The organism is Flagellimonas sp. HMM57 (assembly GCF_021390175.1).
Lineage (GTDB): Bacteria > Bacteroidota > Bacteroidia > Flavobacteriales > Flavobacteriaceae > Flagellimonas.
This window is the reverse complement of the sequence record NZ_CP090004.1, coordinates 4,012,661-4,034,371: the sequence shown is the minus strand read 5'-3', so window position 1 is coordinate 4,034,371 and position 21,711 is coordinate 4,012,661. Positions and strand designations below refer to the sequence as shown.

The 21,711-nt window shown below is 36.1% G+C and carries 15 protein-coding genes; 4 read left to right on the top strand and 11 right to left on the bottom strand.

The window, feature by feature from the left end:
* Positions 1 to 2: 2 nt before the first annotated feature.
* The 6 genes from LV716_RS17930 to LV716_RS17905 all read right to left on the bottom strand — a co-directional run bounded on the left by LV716_RS17930 (position 3) and on the right by LV716_RS17905 (position 7,636).
* Positions 3 to 1,130, bottom strand: a complete 1,128-nt coding sequence (locus tag LV716_RS17930; protein ID WP_163419147.1) for a glycosyltransferase — start codon at positions 1,128 to 1,130, stop codon at positions 3 to 5.
* A gap of 13 nt (positions 1,131 to 1,143) precedes the next feature.
* Positions 1,144 to 2,661 (bottom strand): lipopolysaccharide biosynthesis protein, encoded by a 1,518-nt coding sequence (locus tag LV716_RS17925; protein WP_163419146.1) that lies wholly within the window; start codon positions 2,659 to 2,661, stop codon positions 1,144 to 1,146.
* Between the two features lie 25 nt (positions 2,662 to 2,686).
* Complete coding sequence (locus LV716_RS17920) at positions 2,687 to 3,937, bottom strand: ABC transporter ATP-binding protein (RefSeq protein ID WP_163419145.1); 1,251 nt, start codon at positions 3,935 to 3,937, stop codon at positions 2,687 to 2,689.
* A 46-nt stretch (positions 3,938 to 3,983) separates the two neighbouring features.
* Positions 3,984 to 4,841: an ABC transporter permease gene (locus LV716_RS17915; protein WP_163419144.1), complete on the bottom strand. Its 858-nt coding sequence runs from the start codon at positions 4,839 to 4,841 to the stop codon at positions 3,984 to 3,986.
* Between the two features lie 153 nt (positions 4,842 to 4,994).
* Positions 4,995 to 6,323, bottom strand: a complete 1,329-nt coding sequence (locus tag LV716_RS17910) for a UDP-glucose/GDP-mannose dehydrogenase family protein (RefSeq protein WP_163419143.1) — start codon at positions 6,321 to 6,323, stop codon at positions 4,995 to 4,997.
* A gap of 296 nt (positions 6,324 to 6,619) precedes the next feature.
* Positions 6,620 to 7,636 carry an NAD-dependent epimerase gene (locus LV716_RS17905; RefSeq protein WP_163419142.1) on the bottom strand — a complete coding sequence of 339 codons (1,017 nt, stop codon included), beginning with the start codon at positions 7,634 to 7,636 and terminating at the stop codon, positions 6,620 to 6,622.
* 560 nt (positions 7,637 to 8,196) lie between these two features.
* Between LV716_RS17905 and LV716_RS17900 the strand changes: the two genes are divergently transcribed.
* The 4 genes from LV716_RS17900 to LV716_RS17885 are packed head-to-tail and all read left to right on the top strand — an operon-like array spanning position 8,197 to position 14,448.
* Complete coding sequence (locus LV716_RS17900) at positions 8,197 to 9,285, top strand: DegT/DnrJ/EryC1/StrS family aminotransferase (RefSeq protein ID WP_163419523.1); 1,089 nt, start codon at positions 8,197 to 8,199, stop codon at positions 9,283 to 9,285.
* Entirely contained in the window at positions 9,282 to 11,219 is a 1,938-nt protein-coding gene (locus LV716_RS17895; protein ID WP_163419141.1) for a nucleoside-diphosphate sugar epimerase/dehydratase, read from the top strand. Before LV716_RS17900 ends, LV716_RS17895 begins: the two co-directional genes overlap by 4 nt.
* 25 nt (positions 11,220 to 11,244) lie before the next feature.
* Positions 11,245 to 12,042: a polysaccharide biosynthesis/export family protein gene (locus LV716_RS17890; RefSeq protein WP_163419140.1), complete on the top strand. Its 798-nt coding sequence runs from the start codon at positions 11,245 to 11,247 to the stop codon at positions 12,040 to 12,042.
* Between the two features lie 15 nt (positions 12,043 to 12,057).
* The gene (locus LV716_RS17885; protein WP_233759178.1) at positions 12,058 to 14,448 is read left to right on the top strand and encodes a tyrosine-protein kinase; all 2,391 of its coding nucleotides are present in this window, start codon (positions 12,058 to 12,060) and stop codon (positions 14,446 to 14,448) included.
* Between the two features lie 4 nt (positions 14,449 to 14,452).
* On the opposite strand, the gene LV716_RS17880 is transcribed toward LV716_RS17885, so the two are convergent.
* From LV716_RS17880 to LV716_RS17860, 5 genes are all read right to left on the bottom strand, one after another.
* Positions 14,453 to 15,166 (bottom strand): tyrosine-protein phosphatase, encoded by a 714-nt coding sequence (locus tag LV716_RS17880; protein WP_305070342.1) that lies wholly within the window; start codon positions 15,164 to 15,166, stop codon positions 14,453 to 14,455.
* Between the two features lie 156 nt (positions 15,167 to 15,322).
* The gene (locus LV716_RS17875) at positions 15,323 to 15,892 is read right to left on the bottom strand and encodes a phosphatase PAP2 family protein (protein ID WP_163419139.1); all 570 of its coding nucleotides are present in this window, start codon (positions 15,890 to 15,892) and stop codon (positions 15,323 to 15,325) included.
* Positions 15,893 to 15,961: 69 nt separating this feature from the next.
* Positions 15,962 to 16,828, bottom strand: coding sequence for a phosphatase PAP2 family protein (locus LV716_RS17870; RefSeq protein ID WP_163419138.1), 867 nt, complete (start codon positions 16,826 to 16,828; stop codon positions 15,962 to 15,964).
* A gap of 115 nt (positions 16,829 to 16,943) precedes the next feature.
* A complete protein-coding gene (locus tag LV716_RS17865) occupies positions 16,944 to 17,711 on the bottom strand; it encodes a 4'-phosphopantetheinyl transferase superfamily protein (RefSeq protein ID WP_163419137.1) in 768 nt (255 codons plus the stop codon).
* A complete protein-coding gene (locus LV716_RS17860; RefSeq protein ID WP_163419136.1) occupies positions 17,698 to 21,681 on the bottom strand; it encodes a non-ribosomal peptide synthetase in 3,984 nt (1,327 codons plus the stop codon). Before LV716_RS17860 ends, LV716_RS17865 begins: the two co-directional genes overlap by 14 nt.
* Positions 21,682 to 21,711 lie beyond the last annotated feature (30 nt).

The following is a 21,711-nucleotide window of genomic DNA, read 5'->3' as shown; positions in this document are numbered from 1 at the left end:
AATTATTGATTTAGGAGGTTATCTATCAATTCTTCTACCGCTTTGGTATTATCTTTTTGTTGGAATTGTAAAGACTTTTTTTCCGTCCTTTTTTTATAGGTATTTAACAGTTGTTTGTCATTAAGAAGTTTTTTTAAACCTGCGTTCAATCCAGTTTCACTATTTTCTACAATCATACCTACTGTTCCATCCTCCAGTATTTCGTTCATTCCTGCGCAGTCTGTTGTGAGCACAGGTGTTCCCAAAAGAACCGATTCTGTAACCGCGGTACTAAAGCCTTCCTGATAAGAAGAGCAAACAAATACATCACATTTTTGTACGTACTTGTGGGGATTTTTGTGGAAACCCAATAGCGTAATTATATCTTGAAGTCCTAATTCATTAATTTGTCTTTTAATGTCTTCTTCTAGTTCTCCTTGTCCAAGTAAGTAAAGATGTACTGGTATATTCTCTTTCACCAACATCGCCATAGCATTAATTAATCGTTTATATCCCTTTTGTTGTGTAAGACGGCCAACAGAACAGAGATTAATGGCATCTTTGGAAAAAGAAATATCTGTGACAGGTTCTTTCCCTTGTTTTAGAATTAAGTCGGTATCTACAACATTGTGAATAACATGCAGTTTTTCCTTAGGTATCTTGACTAGATTCGCAATAGAAAGCATTGCTTTTTCTGAAACACCTACTACAGCATCCATTTTCTGGTATGTTCGTTGCATCTCATTCTGACTTCTATACACTTTTGATATGTCGAAGTCAGTGAGGTCTACATGAACCCATGAAATCAATTTTGTTGCAGGATTTGCACATCCACCGATAACCCTTGTGGGAACACCCTCTAAGTATGCTATGATGACATCGTACTCTTGTTGAACACATTTTCTAAAGAGAAATTTTTGTGAGAATATTTTCTGTAAAATCGACCACCCAGTGAAGACTTTATTCAGAATGGATAGATACTTTATATCATTTTTTAATAATTCCTTATTTACCCCCTCATCAAAAATTGATAATAGCGTAAGCTCATATTTTTCCCGTGATAGGGTATTGAGAAGATTTACCAGCACTTTTTCAGCACCACCTCCTCTTAAATCTGGATGTAGGAATAATACTTTCTTTTTTGAGGTCATAATCGTATTGTGCTTAATTGCTAAGCTTTATTCCAGTTTTTTCGATTAAAGATTTAAACAAGTCTTTTTCGTACGCGGTCATTAAATAATAGAACAATATCAAATAGGCTATACCAAAACAAAGTACGTTACCCAACACTATATATAGATTATCGTTGGGTAAAAAATAGTTTATTAGCAAAAATATGCTCAATAAACCTAGAAGGCCCAAAAATAATGGGGATATTTCCCTATAATAACGAAGCATATCCAAATCGGCTTTTCTGATGTAGTAAGGAATCATTATGATACGCTCTAAAAAAATGAAAAAAACGGTGACTAAAATCATTTCTACGACCCCATAATTTTTAGCAACGTAAATACTGGCCAAAACGCCAAGGATGGTTAGAATTAATATCAACCTACCACGATAGGAAAGAAAGTTTTTTGCTTCAAGAATATTATTCGCAAACCCTTGACTTAGTGTTGGCGTTAGACCAATCATAATAATAAGCGCATAATAGTAGGCTGGTGAAAACTCATTTCCAACCCAAAAATGAACAAAATCCCTACCTATCAAAATAAACTCTCCTAAAATGAACAATAAAACCAAAAGAATTATTCTGGATATTTTTATAAACATATCGGTTAATTCTTTTGTTTTTCTGTTTTGTACTGTCATTTGCATTGCTCTTGGCAAGAAAACAGACTCAATGGCGCTGGAGAATGCACCATAATAATTTCCAAGAGTTATACCGACTGCATAAATAGCCACGACGGTAGTTGTGAAGTAAACCCCAAGTATCAATTGTCCAAATTGCCATCTAAGTTGATGGACCAGCGCAAAGACAAACAACCAAATAGAAAATCCTAAAATTTTTCTGAACAATTTTCTTTGAAAAGAATGCAATTTGATGGATACGTTAAGTTTTTTAAAGACGATAAATAAATTTACAGCTATAATAATCAAATTAAGAACAGTATCTAAAATCACCATGGAAATTGAATCTCCACCTTGATACAAAATCAAAAATATAAGAAGAGCTCTAACCACGTATTTGATAATTCCTATAATTTTCGGTAAAATAAATTCCTCGTAACCACTGCATATACCACCAAATGCTCCTCCAGGTAATGAGATACAAAGGTTAAATATTAGGATGACGAACATGGTTTTCGCCTTTTCAAGCTCTTCAAAGTTTAAGCTCTCATCATATATATTTCCTAATTGTGGGAGTAATATGATGCCAATTATTGCTATAATAGTGGAGATTACAGCATATATTATAAAGCTATGGGCAAGAAAATTTTCTTCGTCCTTGCGATTTTTTTCAGCCCTGTATTTAGCTACAAAGCGGATAATGGTATTGTTAAGGCCAAAATCTAAAACACTCAAATAACCGACAAGTGCACCGATCATTGTATAAAGACCGTATTCGGAATTACCGAGTGAGTTAATGATGTAAGGGGTCATCAACAACCCCAATATATTTGTTAAAATAATATTGAAATAAGATAAGGCGGCACCTCCTTTTAGCTGGTTAACTCCCATTGCAGTTTATATAGGTCCAAGTTGTTTATTGTAGTACAATGTACCCCATCTTTTTATAACTGCTTTCCCCTTTGGCCAAGGGAGCACCCAAATATTCTAACCTAAAGCAGTTGTTGGCCTTCATATGTATATCCATATTATCATCCAACAAAGAAATATCAAAAATGTAAATACCTCCCAGTAGATTCGATGGAAAACAAATATTCTCGGTAAGCTCAAATACCCCTTCCTCATAAGTAGTAAATTTGCCATCGACCATACCAGGGGAAAAAAGAGCTACCGTATTCTGGTCAACATCACTAACTGTCAATTGCATGCTCAAACGGGCAGGGGAATGTAACGTTCCATAGATTTTGATAAGGCACTCTGAATTGACAGTACTGAGCTGCCCAAAGTTTTGCTGCGAATGGTTGATTTCGATTTTGGTAATAGTCATATCTTTTCTTATATATGAAACTACATCTTTAATTTTACCCAAGTTTAATGAACTCATACTTAAATAATGGGCAACAGCGTCTTCAGGTGCACCCTTAAAAACAATTTTTCCTTTATCCAGTACAATACAGCGTGTACATAAGGTTTTGATGGCACTCATGTTATGGCTCACAAAAAATACGGTTCTTCCTTTTTGTATTGAAGCATCCTTCATTTTGCCTATGGCTTTCTTTTGGAATTCTGCATCACCTACTGCTAAAACTTCATCTACCACTAGAATTTCTGGCTCTAAGTGAGCTGCCACAGCAAAAGCCAAGCGTACATACATTCCCGAAGAATACCGTTTAACGGGAGTATCTATATAGCGCTCGCAGCCTGCAAAAGCTACTATTTCATTAAATTTAGCCTTAATTTCCTGTTTGGACATGCCCAATATGGCCCCATTCAGGAATATATTTTCCCTGCCTGTCAGTTCAGGGTGAAACCCGGTTCCCACTTCTAATAATGAGGCAATACGCCCCCTAATTTTTATGACTCCTTCACTAGGTGCCGTGACTCTACTAAGTAATTTGAGCAGTGTAGATTTACCTGCTCCATTTTCCCCTATTATTCCCAATACCTCTCCTGGGAAAACTTCTAATGAAATATCTTTCAAAGGCCATACATACTGTGACTTTCCCTTTGTAGATCTATCGTTGGTTTCGCCTATTTTGATGTAGGGGTCTTGCTTACCCCGTATTCTGGACCACCATCTATTTAAATCATGGGATAAAGTACCGGTACCAATAAGGCCCAAACGGTATTGCTTCCCTAAATTTTCAATAGCTACGATAGGTTTCATGTTTTTTTTCTAGTCTATTTTAAGTATCGAGTTCAGTATTATGCAATTAAACGGTATCTATGAAATTTTTTTCTACCCTATTGAACATGATTAGTCCAAGACCTAACAGTACAAGCATACAGCAAAAGCTATAGAAGATACCTCCCCAGCTAAATTCCCCAACTCCCAGAAACGCATAACGAAATGCTTCTATTATGGAACTCATGGGGTTGGCCATGATAAGTAACCGTATTTTACCTTCTATGATACTGGTAGGATAGATGATGGGAGTGGCATACATTGCCAATTGTACGGTAAAGCCTATGAGATAAGTGAAATCCCTGTACTTTGTAGTCAATGCTGTAATCAAAAGTCCCAAGCCCAAGCCAAGCCCAGCGGTAATTAAAAGCAAAACTGGAAGTAGAAACAGTGTGCTATTGGGGAGTAATGGTGCGTCTGTGAAAAATAAGAAATAACAAAATACTACTAGGAACAACAAAAGTTGCACACAGAAAGTAATGAAATTGGAGCAAACCACAGATAGTGGAATAATAATTCTAGGAAAATATACTTTGCCAAAGAGGTAAGCATTTTGTATAAATGTTTCAGATGTAATTGCTAAAACCTCTGAAAAATAATTCCAACTTATAATACCTGCCAAATAAAACACGGCCTGTGGCATGCCATCCGTACTCATTTTTGCAATTCCACCAAAGACCAGCATGAACAATGCCGTAGTTATTATAGGTTGTATAATAAACCACATTGGGCCAAGGATGGTCTGTTTGTACATGGCAACAAAATCTCTCCTAACCAATAATACCAAAAGATCTTTGTACTGCCATATTTCCTTAACATTCAGATGAAAAAGCTTATGCCTGGGCCTGATCTCCAATATGAAATCTTCCGGTAAATGATGTTTCATACTAAAACAAAATTATTAGATAAAGCTTCCGTCACATATCCAAAAAAATAGCTTTCGTAAAAAATACCATAAGAATGTTTTTCTTCAAATAACTATAATATTACAAAGCCGTATTTTACGATTACATTAGTTTAAATATAATCAAAGCTATTCTCAGCTTTTCCCGATTTGGTAGTATTCAAATCCATTTTTTATCATACGTGCATGGTTGTATTGATTTCTACCATCAAAAACTATAGGTTCACTGAGTTGTTTCTTCAATTCTTCAAAATCTGGAGACCTAAACTCCTTCCATTCTGTTAATAAAATTAGGGCATCTGCATTCTGTAACACATCATATTTAGAATCGTGGTAAGAGACCCCTTTAAGGTCTTTAAGGTAAAAGTGTTGGGCTTCGTCCATAGCTTTTGGGTCGTACGCTTGAATCTTTGCACCTCTTTTAACTAATTCTTTTATAATGTAGATTGCCGGTGCTTCGCGCATATCATCGGTTTCGGGCTTAAATGCCAATCCCCATATGGCAAAAGTCTTTCCAGAAAGATTTTCTCCATATTTGTGAAGAACCTTGTTGGCAATGACCAGTTTTTGCTTATCGTTTACATCTTCGACAGCTTTTATTAAATTGGCATTATAGCCATTTTCCTCTGCAGTTTTTTTTAAGGCCTTTACATCTTTGGGAAAACATGAGCCTCCATAACCACTACCTGGGTAAATAAAACTATATCCTATTCTACTGTCCGATCCAATTCCAATCCTTACTTTATTGACGTCGGCCCCAACAAGCTCACAAATATTGGCAATTTCGTTCATAAATGAAATTTTTGTGGCCAACATGGCATTGGCCACGTATTTGGTCATTTCAGCTGAGCGCACGTCCATGGTAATAAGCCTGTCCGAGCTACTTCTGAAAAAAGGTGCATATAATGTTCTCATTTTTTCAGTGGCTTCATCATCATCTGCACCGATAACGACGCGGTCGGGCTTCATAAAATCGCTAATGGCATCTCCCTCTTTTAAAAATTCAGGATTGGAAACAACACTAAATTGAATAGAAACATTACGTGCATCAAGTTGCGATTGTACGGTTTGTTTTACCTTATCCGCAGTACCGACGGGAACTGTGGATTTGTCCACAATGATCAAGGAATGTGTCATATTTGCTCCAATTTCCTTTGCAACTTGAAGTACATATTGGAGGTCGGCGGAACCATCTTCGCCCATTGGTGTGCCCACAGCTATAAAGGCAATGTCACATTTTTCTAAATGTTTGGAAAGGTCGGTACTAAAACGAAGCGTATCGTTTTCAACATTACGTTTCACCATCTGTTCCAGTCCTGGCTCATAGATTGGAATAATACCTTTTTCAAGATTTTCAATTTTTGTTTTATCAATATCTATACAGGTCACGGTATTGCCCATTTCCGCAAAACATGTTCCGCTTACAAGGCCAACATAACCCGTGCCTATTACTGTTAAATTCATTTTAGTCTATTTTAAATTTGTTGATTGAGAAATATTCAGGTATCTATGGATACACTGCTAATCTGAATATATACATTTAATAATCAAGATTTTTTAATATAAAACTCTTCTTGTGTTTTCTGGCGCAAAGATGGATAAAAGTTATCAAAACAAATCTAAATTTCATGTCAAGTTCGTTAAAATCCGATAAAACCAACATCTTGTTATTTTGTAATTATATGGTGTTTTTCTTTTAAAAGGCTCTACTGAAAAAGACAGCACACATCAAGAATGTTCTGCTATAAATTCTCGTAGCCTTAAAGAGAGTAATAAGAACGGTACCACGCTATAAATGCTTTAACCCCTTTTGAAATTGGAGTGTTTGGGCGGTAGTCATAATCATGTACCAATTCATCAACATTGGCCCAGGTTTTTTCTACATCGCCAGGTTGCATGGGCAATAGTTGTTTTTTTGCCTTTACTCCAAGCTCGTCTTCTATGCCGGCAATGAAATCCAAAAGCTTTACGGAATTATTATTGCCAATATTGTACACCTTATAGTTAGGCCTATTCACAACACGATTCTCTATTATTCTAACCACTCCCTCAGTAATATCATCGATGTAGGTAAAGTCCCTTTCCATATTTCCTTCATTAAAGACTTTTATGGGGTTATTGTTTAAAATAGCATCAGTAAACAGAAACATGGCCATGTCTGGTCGTCCCCAAGGTCCATAAACTGTAAAAAAGCGTAACCCGGTAGAATTAAATCCATAGAGGTGGCTGTACGTATGGGCCATAAGTTCATTACTCTTTTTGGTTGCAGCATACAGACTTATGGGGTTATCGACATTATCAGTGGTTTCAAATGGAACCTTCTTGTTAAGGCCATATACGCTGGAGCTGCTTGCATATACCAAGTGCTTAACACCATAGTTTCGTACACATTCCAAAATATTTAAAAAGCCTACTATATTACTGTCAATATAAGCCTCTGGATTTTCGAGACTGTACCGCACACCTGCTTGGGCGGCCAAATTACACACGACATCAAACTTTTCAGATTCAAAAAGCTTTGGTAGCTCAGATCTATCTTCCAAGTGCAAGCGTATGAACTTGAACGAATCACCAAAAATGACACTTTTACTTATGGTGTTGAATTTTTCTGCTTTGAGCTGATCAATACCTAACTCTTTTAGTCGTGCATATTTAAGGTTGGGGTCATAGTAATCGTTTATACAATCCAAGCCTATCACCTTATGCCCTTTGTCGATTAAACTTTTTGCTACGAAAAAACCAATAAATCCTGCAGCACCGGTAACTAATACCTTCATATTTTGAGTTTTTGTGTCCTTTGAAAATTGGCAAAGATTGGGCAAAAATATAGAATTGTATTCTTGATTTTAATCATTGTTTGAAATTTATGGGATACGTGACAAAAAATGGTTTAAGAGTTATGCTTAAACCTGGTATTATAATACAATAGTCTTGAATGATTAAAGCATGACCTTTTTGTGTGCTTAAAGTTTATATATAGTATTGAAAATCAATATTTTAATTGCATTATATTATGTGGGCCTCTCTTTGAATAATTGAACAGCTAACAATAGTTAATAATTGAAATAATCAACAGCTCTATTTTTAGACAAAAGAAGATATGCAGAACAGTTGACCGATTATTTAATGCATTGAGCGAATTATACATTTCACAGATAATATTAAAGTTAATTTCACGCTGTGAATTGTCATGAACCAAAATGGACTGTTGAGTTTTTTAATTGATAAATCATTTTAACTATGCTTAAGTCCAATCAAAATAGATTAATTTACATACATAAATAACTCCAAATTGAAAATCTCTACTCATCAAAGAATATGGCTTTCATCTCCTCACATGGGTGAAAACGAACAATTATATGTAAAAGAGGCATTTGATACCAATTGGATTGCCCCTTTGGGTCCTTTTGTAAATCGTTTTGAGAAAGTTATTGGTGATTATGTAAGTGGCTCTGTGCATGTAGCAGCTCTAAGTTCAGGAACGGCAGCAATTCATTTAGCCTTGGAATTACTTGGTGTATCACAAGGTGATGAAGTGCTATGCCAAAGCTTTACATTTTCTGCATCAGCAAATCCTATTCTTTATTTAGGGGCGACTCCTGTATTCATTGATAGTGAAATGCATACCTGGAACATGTCCCCAGAATTATTGGAAAAAGCTATTATTGACCGAATTAATTTTGGGAAAAAACCTAAAGCTATTATTGCAGTGCACTTGTATGGAATGCCTTATATGGTGAAGGAAATAGCTGAAATTGCAGATAAATACGAAATTCCGATCGTTGAGGATAGTGCTGAAGCTCTGGGAAGTACTTATAAAGGTGATAAGTGTGGTAGTTTCGGAGATATTGGGATTTTGTCCTTTAACGGAAATAAAATCATCACAACTTCTGGTGGTGGAGCACTACTGACTAAAGATGAGGACATAAAGAAAAAAGCAATTTACTTAGCAACCCAAGCGAGAGATGATGCGCCCCATTACCAACATTCCGAAGTAGGCTATAATTACAGAATGAGTAATGTTTTAGCTGGGATAGGATGCGGACAAATGGAGGTCCTTGATAATCGTGTAAAAGCACGACGGCGTAATTTTGATTTTTATAAAGATGGCTTAAGTCATTTATCAGAAATAGAATTTTTGGAGGAACCAAGTGGTTTTTTTTCCAACAGATGGCTTAGCTGCATTTTAACTCCTTCGTATGAGGCAAGAGAAAGCATACGCCTAAACTTATTGGAAGAAGATATAGAGTCACGACCACTTTGGAAACCTCTTCATATGCAACCTGTTTTTAAAAATTCCCCAAATTTTATAAATGGTACTTCAGAAAAATTGTTCGAACGAGGATTATGTCTACCAAGTGGTTCTAATCTAAGTATCGAAGATTTAGAAAGAGTAGTACATCTAATCAAAAAATCTTTACAATGATAGAAAAATACTTAACCAAAACCATTTTTCGATATTCATCTAAATGGATGGTATTGGGCATTGATCTTTTTGTTGTGGGCATTGCCTTTATGCTATCCTACTTTATACGATTTAACTTAACACTCAATTTTGATGTAAATAAGTTGTTTGTTCAACTACCGTTCGTATTGGTTGCGGCATTCCTTTCTTTTCTTATAACCGGTTCTTACAAAGGAGTGGTTCGCCATACCGGTGTTAAGGATGTATACAATCTATTCAATGCGATTTGTTTATCGAGTGTCCTATCCATTTTCACGGTAATCGTAAACAGGCAGATGAACATTGTAGATGACTTTACTATTCCGCTATCTATAATTATAATACACAGTTTAATAAGTTTTGTCGCGTTAACTGCATCAAGATACTTATTCAAAAGTCTCTATTATGGTTTTATAAATAATTTCAAATCCTCCAAGAATGTTATTATCTATGGTGCAGGTGAGTCAGGAATACTTACCCACAACGCTCTAACAAACCATACGAGGAGCACAGTTAAAGTGGTAGGCTATGTGGACAGTAACAAACAAAAAGTTGGAAAGAACATTAACGGAGTAAAAGTTTTTGGTAGCCAAGTGCTTACAAAGGACTTTATACTGGATAAGGATATTTCTGAGGTTATTTTTTCAATCCAGAACATCGACCATAAAAAGTTGAGGGAACTGGTAGAAAGTTTAGTGGATTTTCCAGTTTTGGTGAAAATCGTACCTCCTGTAGAAGATTGGATTAATGGGGAATTAAAAATTTCTCAAATCAAACAAGTGCAGATCGAAGACTTATTGGACAGGGCACCTATAAATATAGACAACTCCAAAATACCTACTGAACTTAAGGATAAAGTAATTTTGGTCAGTGGTGGTGCCGGGTCTATAGGTAGTGAACTCGTTAGGCAAATATGTAAATACAATTATAAATCTTTGATTATTGTTGATCAAGCTGAATCTGCACTTTACGATCTACAACAAGAACTCAAACAAAACGGACACCATAATTTTATAGCTATTGTAGGGGACATCAGAGACAAAAATAGGATGAACCATATTTTTCAGGAACATCTCCCTAATATAGTATTTCATGCTGCGGCCTATAAGCATGTTCCATTGATGGAATACAATTCTTATGAAGCGATAAAAATAAATGTTGCCGGGACCAAGGCCTTAGCCGATTTGTCCGCAAACTATAATGTGGATAAGTTTGTATTTGTCTCAACAGACAAAGCAGTCAACCCTACCAATGTAATGGGAGCAACCAAACGTATTGCCGAAATGTACATTAGTTGTATGCAACAAAAAGGTAAAACCAAATTTATTACCACTCGCTTTGGAAATGTTCTTGGTTCCAACGGTTCTGTAATTCCATTATTCAAAAAACAAATTGATAAAGGAGGACCGTTGACAGTGACCGACAAAAACGTTACTCGATTTTTTATGACCATTCCAGAAGCTTCACAATTGGTTTTAGAAGCTGGGGCCATGGGCGACGGTGGAGAAATCTTTTTGTTTGATATGGGAGAATCCGTAAAGATTTTCAATCTTGCCAAAAATATGATTAAATTGTCCGGACTTCGCTATCCCGAGGATATCGATATAAAGATTACGGGATTACGACCTGGTGAAAAATTATATGAAGAATTGTTGGCGAATGGAGAAAACACCTTACCGACCTATCATAAAAAAATAATGATAAGCAAGGTAAGGGAATTGAACTATACAGAAGTGCAATCCTTTATAGATGAACTTTGCGTTGCAAATATGTTTTTTAAGGAAAATACTGTTCCCTTGATGAAGAAAATTGTTCCAGAATACATATCTAACAATTCTGAGCTTTGTAAATTAGATGCGGATAAAAAGGTAAAAGTCGTTCATAAACGTCAGAATGATGAAATTTTACATCCTTAATAACCCTAAGCATTAAACTAAATACATGTATAAGAAAAGTAGTAATTTTTGGTTTTTCTCTGTAATAATAACAACGTTACTTTTGTCTTCCTGTGCTTCTAAACAGGACATTGTTTATTTTCAGGATGCCACCAACTTTGAAACCCTGATTAATGACAACAATTTTTCACCTACTTTTAAGGTAGATGACTTGATAAGTATACACGTATCCACCTTAAATCCTGAAGCAAGTGCTCCTTTTAATCTGGTTGTTGGAGTTTCAGATGATGTAGGAGCGAATAACAATGCCGGTGGTGGAGGGTCACAAGTTAGCTATTTGGTGGATAAAGATGGCAATATTGATTTTCCAGTGTTGGGAAAAGTAAAAGTGGAAGGACTTTCGCAAGAAGATCTTCGGGTAAAACTAAGGAGTTTATTGTCCGATTATCTTAAAGATCCCATTATAAACATTAGAATCTTGAATTTTACGGTAACGATTTTAGGTGAGGTAAACAGACCGGGCACGTATCCGGTAATCGGAGAGCAAATCACTATATTGGAAGCGTTAGGTCTAGCCGGGGATCTTAATATTAGGGGTATGCGAAAAAATATACTGGTCATAAGGGATTTTGATGGAACGAAAGTGTATAACAGAATAGATTTGACGAGCAAGGAAGCAATGAAGTCCCCTGTGTATTATTTGACACAAAACGATGTAGTTTATGTGGAACCTAACAAGGCGGCCGTAGATGCTTCTGCCTCCACAGCAGGCCTTACGATAACCTTGTCTCTTGTAGGTTTGGTATTGGGTGCTGCTACTCTTATCGTGACCGCTAATAGATAACTAATAGGTGCTATTGTGATAGTAAACTCAGAAACAAAGGTACCTTCTTCTGAAGGCTTTGACTTAAACAGCTTTGTAAAAACATACACAAGAAATTGGAAGTGGTTTGCCCTTTCAGCAATTTTTGCCCTATCCTTAGCTTATGTATATTTAAGATATACGCCTTCAGAGTATGCCGCCCAAGGAAAAATTATAATACTTGACGATAGAAATTCAAGTTCTGAACTTGGTGTTTTTCAAGATTTGGAAGTTTTTTCTGGTGGTAATAGTAGTCTCGTTCAAGATGAAATAGAGGTGATGAAGTCTAGATCTAATTTTATACAAATTGTCAAAGATTTAGGACTTAATATAAATATCATAGCACGTGGGAATATACTAGATTCTGAACTCTACGGCACCGCACCTTTTAAGATAAATTTTATAGAGCCGGATTCCGTTGTTTATAATTCCTACACGGACTTTTTTATTAGTATCACAGATTCAACGAAGTTTGGTTTTGCCACTGACGAAGAAGCTCCAGAAAAAGAATATGCTTTTGGGCAAAATATTGCCACGCCGGTAGGGGATATTGTTTTATTACCTACAAATGGTGATAATTTAGCTGGATTAAAGGGTAAAAAGTATCAGGTAATAATAAATAGGGTGGAGTCGGTAGCAGAGTTTTATCGTAGCACTATTAGTATAGTCCCTACCGATAAATCCTCAAATATTGTATCACTTTATCTAGAAGACCCTATTCAAAAAAAAGCACAAGATGTTATAAACAGTTTAATAACGGTTTACAATAAGAATACCATAGCGGATAAGAAAGAAGTTGCTGATAGAACTTCGGAATTTATCAATGACCGGATAACCAGTATTTATTCCAACTTATCGTCTGTTGACCAGAGTGCCGAGGACTTTAAGACAGGTAGGGGAATAACGGACATTGCTTCTGAAGCCAACATAAATTTAAATGTTGGTGTTGCCACAAATCAAGAATTACAGAACTCTACATTGCAATTGAATATTGCTTCTTCTATGAAGGATATTGTCGACAACCAAGATGGCTATGAAATATTACCATCCAATATAGGGCTGTCCGACCCGTCCATTGCCAATACAACAGCTCGCTACAACGAATTGGTTGCTGAAAGAAAACGGCTTTTAAAAAACGCCAACGAAAAGAACCCCATAATTGTCAATTTAGACCAGCAATTATCCGGTTTGAAACGGAACATGCAATCCAGTTTAAATAGCATGACCAATAATTTGAGTCTACAAGTCAATAGCCTCAGTAGTCAACAATCCAAGATTAACTCTAGAATTTATTCAGCCCCTAAGAATGAACGAGCGCTAAGAGATATTACACGTCAACAACAAACTACCGAATCTCTATATTTATACTTATTACAAAAAAGGGAAGAATCTCAAATAGCTTTTGCTTCCTCTTCCCCAAAATCCAAAATAATAGATAGTGCATATAGCTCTAGCAGTGCTCCAGTATACCCACAAAAACGAATTGTATATGTCGCCGCTCTGTTTTTAGGTCTGTTCTTGCCTTTCTCAATTATTTATGTAACAGATTTATTGGACAATAAGGTTCATAACAAAATTGGTCTGGAGAAAATAGTAGATGATACTCCGGTCCTAGCTGAGCTTCCCAAGCTATCCAAGAAAGAGAACAAATTGATCTATAATGAAGATAGATCGGTATTAGCGGAATCGTTACGTATTCTAAGAACCAATTTGGATTACATTATAAAATCCAATAAAGGTGCAGGAAAGAAGAATTTAATTTTCATAACTTCCAGTGTTTCAGGGGAAGGTAAAACATTTATTTCCTCTAACCTTTGCATGGTATTTGCCAGTAGCAATAAAAAGGTTTTACTTATTGGAGCTGACATTAGAAACCCAAAATTGTATACCTTTTTTTCAGGTAAAGAGTCCGATGTCTTGAGTAAGCCAAAAAGGAGTAATAATGCCGGACTTACGGAATATCTTGTGGATGATACCTTGGGTACTAAAGATATTGTGAATACGATGCTTGTAAACGAAAATGAAGTAGACATCATTTACTCGGGTAAGATTCCACCAAATCCTTCCGAATTATTGATGAGCAGCAGGATGAAGGAACTTTTTTCGGAAGTTTCAGAAAAATATGATTATGTTGTTGTGGACACTGCACCATTAATGGTCGTCACAGATACATTGCTTATAAGCGAGTACGCTGATCATACCCTATATGTGACCAGGGCTGGTTTTACAGAAGAAAAAGTGCTTGATTTTCCATTGAAACTTAAAAAAGAAGGAAAGTTAAAGGGCTTATCTTTTGTTGTAAACGACGTTAAAACATTGGATTTGGGATACGGTGGAAAATATGGATACGGATACAATAAAACATTAAAGAAATGGTGGAAATTCTAGTCCCCTAAAAAAAAGTATCTATCGTATTTTCTACTATTGGAAGAATTTGGTCCAACGTTTTACTTGATATTGTTGCATCTTTAATGGTATTCAATTGTTTCATGTTGTGAACATCTGATGCTACATAATCGATGAGATTATCATCCAACAATTTGCTTGCTATTTTGCTTACTTCTTTTCCATAAAAATCACTGCAAAGAGAGAGTAGATTTAGTTGAAACAGAATTCCTTGAGATTTTAAACTTGCATACTTTTTATATTTCTGATGAAAGAACAAATATCTTTCAGGATGTGCTAAAATAGGAAAGTAGCGTCGACTCGCTATTTTTGAAATTGCTTGATCAAAGTTCAGGGAAGGCTGTAAATATGACATTTCAATGAGTAAATAACTCTTTTTTAATGGCATAACCTTATCACCATTAAGAATGGCTTCAAAATTATCGTCAATCATATGCTCCGCTGAATAATCTAAGTATATGTTATCAATATTTTGAATGTTAAGTTCCTTTTGCAGTTTGGCGAAAGAATTTTTTATGGTAGTCGGAGTGTTGGGATAATAGTTGTTCATAATATGAGGAGTAAAAACAAAGTTTTTAATCCCGAATTCAGAAAATCCTTTGATTAAGTCAACCGATTCATCTATGGTCTTTGCACCATCGTCGATACCTGGCAGAATATGATTATGTATATCGACCAATCCATGAAGATGATCAATCAAGAAGATTTTTTTTTGAAAAAAACTGAACATACCTCCTATTTGATGGGCACAAAGATATACTATAAGAATTTTTGAAAGCATTATTTTTCTTACACTTAGTTTTCAACTGTTTGGTAAGATATTTAATAAGCAATCCGTACAATTCAAAAAAAACAGTTATCTACTATTCGTAAAGGTGAAAAATATAGTCGAAAACAACCATCCTAAGAAAATACCTATAATAACTCCGGTTAAAACATCCAAAGGAAAATGGACACCAATGTATATACGGCTATAGCCTACCAGCAATGCCCATAGCATTAACAAAATAAGTAGAAACCTGTTCCTTTTAACGAAAAGGATACCAAAGAAACTTGCAAATGCGGAAGAATTTGCTGCGTGAGCGGAAAAGTAACCAAACCTACCACCACAATATTCTTTAACATGTCTCATGATATTCATGATTTCATCATCATGGCAGGGTCTTAATCTTGTTATCCCATTTTTAAAAAGAATGGATAGTTGTTCAGTACAGATAATCAGTAAGGCTACTGTGAACAATACGAGCATAGTTTTTTTTGGTCCAAAAATCTGATAGGAATAAAAAAATACAAAGAGACAAATTGGTATAGTAATAAGACTTATGGTACGCGATAGATACATCCAAAAACCGTCCCATAAAGGTGTCCCCAATCCATTTAGGTATAGAAATATTTCTTTATCGACTTTTATCAATTCTTCTAACATAGATAATGTGTAGGTGTGACAATGGTCAATAAGCCTAAAATATTGGTAAATAGCTTCTGGCCAATATAATTAAAAGTGAGCAGAGAAGCCTATCTGGCCCGGTCCAAAGTGCATATTCCAGCTTACTTTCTTATCATGGTGATTATATTTTTGGTCATATTTTTTGTCAAGGTACTTGTCAATAGACTCTACTGTGAAGATACTTATGGCGACACCTAGGGCAACATCGGTAAACCAGTGCTGTCCTTCCCATAATCTGGATATTCCGGGAACAAGCCCTACAATATAAATCCCTGTTTTTACCCAAGGATTTTTAAATTGCTTTCCTATGGCGTAGGCATTGGTAAACGCAAGGATGGCGTGTCCAGAAGGAAAAGAATGAAAATTTCTGTTTGAGTTGAATGGGTCGAAGGTATCTTTGCCTTTATCACTAACCGGACGTGCCCTTCCAATTAGGGACTTTGTAACTTGCTGCAAAAATCCCGCAGAGGAAGCCGAAGCCAATAATAAGACACCGGTACGTCTCAATTTTTCATTTTTTACGAATAAACCAGATAAATATACTCCGCCGGTAAGCATATAATTATACTGAGGTTTTCCAATTCTTGTACCGTAATTACGGATAAAAGGGGGAACTCCTTGTTTTTGGTTTATTGAAAACTCAGATATCTGCTCGTCAAAAAGGTAGAGCAAACCAGTACCAGCGGTAACAGCTCCGAATGTTCCCCATTGTTTGCCTTTCCAATGGAAAGGTCTGGTGTAGGAGTATCCGATACTTCCTAAGACATTGCCTATATCATACTTGAACAACTGCCAAGTTGTTTTAGAAGAATCAGCAGAGTCGTTTTTTTGACCATAACCTTCATTACTGTAAAAGGCGAGCAGGAAAACAAAAATTAATGTTTTAAGTATAACATAAAATCTTTTGGGTACCATTAACTTTTATGGTCAAATATAGTGGACAAATTGTTTTTGGATCATTAAAAATGAAGCTTTTTTGGTTTACCAATTAGAATTCTAACTTTTTGTAAAAGCTTACGTTACATCATTTTTAATGGTGTATTGGATTGGAATATAATTTGTAACATGGAATATTCTTTGAGGTCGGAGTCTCGTCGGTCAATGCAATAGCCCCAATATATTCATTATCAATATTAAAGCTGTTTACTTGTAATTTTGTAGTTGTTCCAATTAAACATGATTGTATTTGGTGAAGCCCATTTATTGAGGGTATTGCAATGAAATTGTCAGTAATTCCTTTTCCGGTTGCTTTGACAATAGCCTCCTTACGTGTCCAAAAAGTGTAAAATGTTCTTAGAGGCTGATCAGCGTTATTGAGTTTTTTAATTTCCGTGGTATTGAATATTTGGGAAAGAAGGGGTGTAAAATCAAAGCTTTCATCAATTTTTTCAACATCAATACCTACTGGCACTTCACTTATAGCTATTAAAATACAGTTTCCAGAATGGGAAAGATTAAAAAAAACCGATGGATTCAAGGGTAAATAGGGTTTCTTCCTTTCATCCTTTTTTAAGCTAATATTTTCGACAGATGTGCCTGTTTGTTTTGCCAATAAGATTTTGAGTATGGTCCTGCTTATTATAAATCTATTGCAATCTTTTTTAAAACGATACCGTTGAGAACGTAATAATTCATGAGGCTCAAGAAAATGGGTCAGGCGATGAACTTCATGTTCAAAGTCAGAGATATCTATCTTGAAGAATTTTAGTTTACGACTATTCCAATTCAACTGGGAATAATCGTAAAAGATAATTTTTGATTCGGAACATACTATCTGAGATTGCTTATTCTGAATCATGATTGTCTAGTGTATGCTGTAAAATCTCTGCAAATTTTTCGACATTGGGAGGTAAGAACATATCATTGTGGTTACCTGGTATTTTATGTTTTCTAATTCCTTTCGTTGCAAGACCAGTCCAGCCAAGAAACTTAAAATCATGTGCGAAATATACATTTTCCGATGCTCTAAATAAATCAACCTTAATATCTTGTGGTTCTATAGTATACCGTAAGAAAGCATCGCTATGGAACTTATCGATAAGGCTTGAACGATTGAATTGCATCTTGACCTGTTTTTCTTGTCCGTATTTAAATCTCAAATACAATCCATTGAGCGCCAGTTTCAATAGATTTACCCTTCTGTTGAAATTTTTCTTGCTGCTGAACATGTTTAAGGAGACAAAGACCAACTGTCTTAGTTGGTAATATTTGTATAATCGCTTTTTCTTAGAAATATTTGAATAATAGTAGTTTGGATAAACGTAGCTATCAAATAATGCCAATATCTTTACCTTTATTTCTTCAGCTTTTAGTTGTTTGTACATTTCAAAAGCAATAATACCACCAAAAGAAAAACCTGCAATAGAGTAAGGACCTTCAGGATAGACCGTTTTCATTTCCGCAATGAAATTAGCAGCCATTGTTTCCACTGTATCGTCAGGCTCATCGGTTCCGTCAATACCCTTTGCCTGTAAGCCATAAACTGGCTGGTCTTCGTCAAGGCATTGCGCTAACTTTTCAAAAACCAGGACATTGTAATTGGCTCCATGCACAATAAACAATGGTGGTTTATGACCCTCAGGTTTCATGGGGACCAAAGATTTCCAGTTAGATGAAGGATTTTCTTTATCTAACAATGATGCCAGTTGCTTAATAGTGGGGTATTGCAAAAGGGAGGAAAGAGGTAATCTTTTGTCTGTCTTTTTCTCTAACAAGGTCATAACTTTAATTGCGACCATAGAATGGCCCCCTAATTCGAAAAAGTTATCGTTACGGTTCACGCTGGAAAGCTTAAGGCACTCCTTCCAAACGTCGGCTACTATTTCTTCATTCTTTGTTGTGATGGAAATCGTATGCGTATTTTTTTCTTGTGGCCGAAAATTTATCGATAATGTATTACGGTCAATTTTTCCATTAAGTGTAGTTGGAAACTCCGATAGAATGTTAAACTGTCTAGGCACCATATAGTCGGGAAGCCGTTCAGCTAATTCTTTTTCCCAATCATTGTAGTTGTATTGTTGAGCAACTTCGTTTCTGTTAAGAACAACATGTGCTATTAGCGTATTGTTTTTTACTGCAACAACAGCATTGTGTATTTCCGCAATAGTACCTAACGCTTCCTCAATTTCTTCTAGTTCAATTCGATGGCCACGTATTTTAACCTGTTGGTCTTTGCGTCCCAAGCATTGAATTTCACCATTTGGAAGAAGTTTGCCCAAATCTCCTGTACTATAAAGGGTTTTATTAAGGACAGGATTAAACAAAAACTTCTCGGCGGTCAATGCTTCCCTTTTCCAATAGCCATTGGCAACACCATCCCCGCCAATGGCTATTTCCCCTATAATCCCTGGGTTGACCGGAAAACCGTTCTCATTTAAAACGTAAAGTTGTGTGTTCGCTATAGGATGTCCTATAGTTATCGATTCATCATGAACGCTTATTTTTTGTACCGAGGACCAAATGGTTGTCTCCGTAGGTCCATACATATTCCATAGCTCAGTTGTCCGCTCGGCTATTTTTTTAGCTAAACTAAGTGGCAAGGCTTCACCTCCAGATAATGCTTTGATCGGCAAAGGGTCTTCCCAACCAGAATCCAATAGCATTTGCCAAGTTGTAGGTGTTGCCTGTAGCATGGTAATATTCTTATCCCTGAGGACTTCCATAAGCATTCGAGGGTCTTTAGTGGTTTCGTCATCGGTCAACACCAAAGTGGCACCTGTTAGTAATGGCAAGAAAAGTTCCAGACCAGCTATGTCAAAAGATATAGTGGTAATGGATAATAACCTGTCCGTTTCCTTTATGCCAGGTTCAAGGGCCATACCAGAAAGAAAATTGACCAAGTTTTTATGGGTAATGGGTACCCCTTTGGGCTGTCCTGTGGAACCCGAGGTATACAGCAAATAAGCCAATGAAGTATTGGCTATTTTGATATTTGGAGCTGTTGTCGGATATTTTTTTACGCTCGAAAACAAATCTTCCAACAGTATTGTTTTGGAACTTCCCTTTACTTTGGTCAATATTTCTTTAGTGGTGACTAAAAAACGTGCATTAGAGTCCTCTAGCATATAGCCCAATCGTTTAGATGGAAAATTAGGGTCTAAAGGAAGGTAAGCGGCGCCAGATTGAAGTATCGCGAGTAATAGAATAGGGAGCTTTTCCGATCTATACAATGAAACGCCCACAAAATCCCCAGGACAAACCCCCTGTTCGATAAGTTGATGTGTCAAAGCATTGACCTGATCTTGGAAATCGTCATAAAAAATTTGTTTTTCGCCATATTCAACAGCAAGTCTCTTTGGTGTTTTTTGTGCTTGTCTTAAAATCAATTCACTGAGAGGTGATGGTGAATAGGAAGTTTGTGTAGCGTTTAATTTTTGATAAAGCGTATCATTTGCCCTAACAAGATTACCGATACTGCTGTTTGGGTTATCTACAACTCTTTTCAATATTTCCACAAATGAATTCATCATCTGTGTTATTGTCGATTGTTTAAAAAGAGATGAGTTATAGGACCATTCAAAAAGTAAATTGTCCTCAGTGCCGCCTGCATTCAAAAAAAGCTCAAAGGCCTCAAATTCCCTTGGGTTGGTTTTTAGCTCGTAGGTCAAGTCGGCAAATGCTACCTGGCTTGTCATCTCAGTATCAAAATTGAACATGATCGGTACCAATGGAACACGAGATGCATCTCTTGGAATGGGCAGTTTTTGTAATAGCTGTCCAAAACTAAGGGATTGATGTTCGTAAGCATCGAAGAGGTAAGATTTACGTTGTCTTAGGTAATCGGTAAATGTAGTTTTTGTGGAAAGTCTGGTACGTAATGGTAACAGGTTTACACAATGACCTATTAATTGATTTTTTCCCGTAAAAGACTGGTTAGAAGAGGGGAGGCCCAAAACAAGATCATTTTGACCGGTTTGTTGATATAGAAAAACTTCAAAAACGGAAATTAAAGTAGTCACTAGGCTGCACCCAGATTGAACGCCTACTTTTTTTAAAGAAGCCAATAGTTCGCTATCTAAATAAAAATCTTTACGGTTACTTTTAAAGGTTCTTAGTTCAGGTCTTGGAAAATCTGTAGGTAATGTCACCTGCGGTATAGAGTCTGCATATTGCCTCAACCAAAAGTTCTCAATTTCTTTGTAAGTGGCACTGTGGATGAATTCTTGTTGGTCATCGGCATAATCCGAAAAGCTTTCTTGTTTGGGAAGTATGGCAATCTTGTTGTTGACATAGCTAGAATAAAGTGTGCCAAGTTCTTCCAAAATTATTCCTGTGGACCAACCATCACATATAATGTGATGGGCTGTAATGACCAAATGATGTTCAAAATCATTAATCTTGATTAATCCCACTCTTAACAAAGGGCCTTTCACCAAATCGAAAACAAAACTGGCATCTTCCGATAAGTATTTTTCAATAGCTTTATGCTGGTCTTCAATATTGAATGCCGTAATATCTTGATAATGTATTTTTATGGGATTTTCTTCGAATACATTCATAAAAAGCCCATTTGCACTAAAGGTCGCTCTTAGTGATTCATGCCTTTCTATTATTTCTTTTATACCATCTTCCAAGAAGTTACGGTGAAGATTGCCTTTTAAGAAAAGGGAAATAGAATCGTTATAGGCTTTGTTAGCTGCTTCACCGCCAAATTTACATGCGGTCCATATTTCTGATTGAGATGCTGTAATGGGTATTACACGCTCCAATGTAGGTCCAGCGAATGGATTGAACGGGGTGGAGGCTTTTTGTTTTAAGGTAGAATTCATTAACGTTCAATAATTACAAGACGATGCATT

Coding starts and splice junctions, on each gene's coding strand:
- LV716_RS17905 (WP_163419142.1), bottom strand. CDS start 7,636: ATGAAGGTATTAGTTACCGGTGCTGCAGGATTTATTGGTTTTTTCGTA.
- LV716_RS17925 (WP_163419146.1), bottom strand. CDS start 2,661: ATGGGAGTTAACCAGCTAAAAGGAGGTGCCGCCTTATCTTATTTCAAT.
- LV716_RS17865 (WP_163419137.1), bottom strand. CDS start 17,711: ATGATTCAGAATAAGCAATCTCAGATAGTATGTTCCGAATCAAAAATT.
- LV716_RS17875 (WP_163419139.1), bottom strand. CDS start 15,892: ATGTTAGAAGAATTGATAAAAGTCGATAAAGAAATATTTCTATACCTA.
- LV716_RS17860 (WP_163419136.1), bottom strand. CDS start 21,681: ATGAATTCTACCTTAAAACAAAAAGCCTCCACCCCGTTCAATCCATTC.
- LV716_RS17900 (WP_163419523.1), top strand. CDS start 8,197: ATGGGTGAAAACGAACAATTATATGTAAAAGAGGCATTTGATACCAAT.
- LV716_RS17920 (WP_163419145.1), bottom strand. CDS start 3,937: ATGAAACCTATCGTAGCTATTGAAAATTTAGGGAAGCAATACCGTTTG.
- LV716_RS17915 (WP_163419144.1), bottom strand. CDS start 4,841: ATGAAACATCATTTACCGGAAGATTTCATATTGGAGATCAGGCCCAGG.
- LV716_RS17890 (WP_163419140.1), top strand. CDS start 11,245: ATGTATAAGAAAAGTAGTAATTTTTGGTTTTTCTCTGTAATAATAACA.
- LV716_RS17930 (WP_163419147.1), bottom strand. CDS start 1,130: ATGACCTCAAAAAAGAAAGTATTATTCCTACATCCAGATTTAAGAGGA.
- LV716_RS17870 (WP_163419138.1), bottom strand. CDS start 16,828: ATGGTACCCAAAAGATTTTATGTTATACTTAAAACATTAATTTTTGTT.
- LV716_RS17895 (WP_163419141.1), top strand. CDS start 9,282: ATGATAGAAAAATACTTAACCAAAACCATTTTTCGATATTCATCTAAA.
- LV716_RS17910 (WP_163419143.1), bottom strand. CDS start 6,323: ATGAATTTAACAGTAATAGGCACGGGTTATGTTGGCCTTGTAAGCGGA.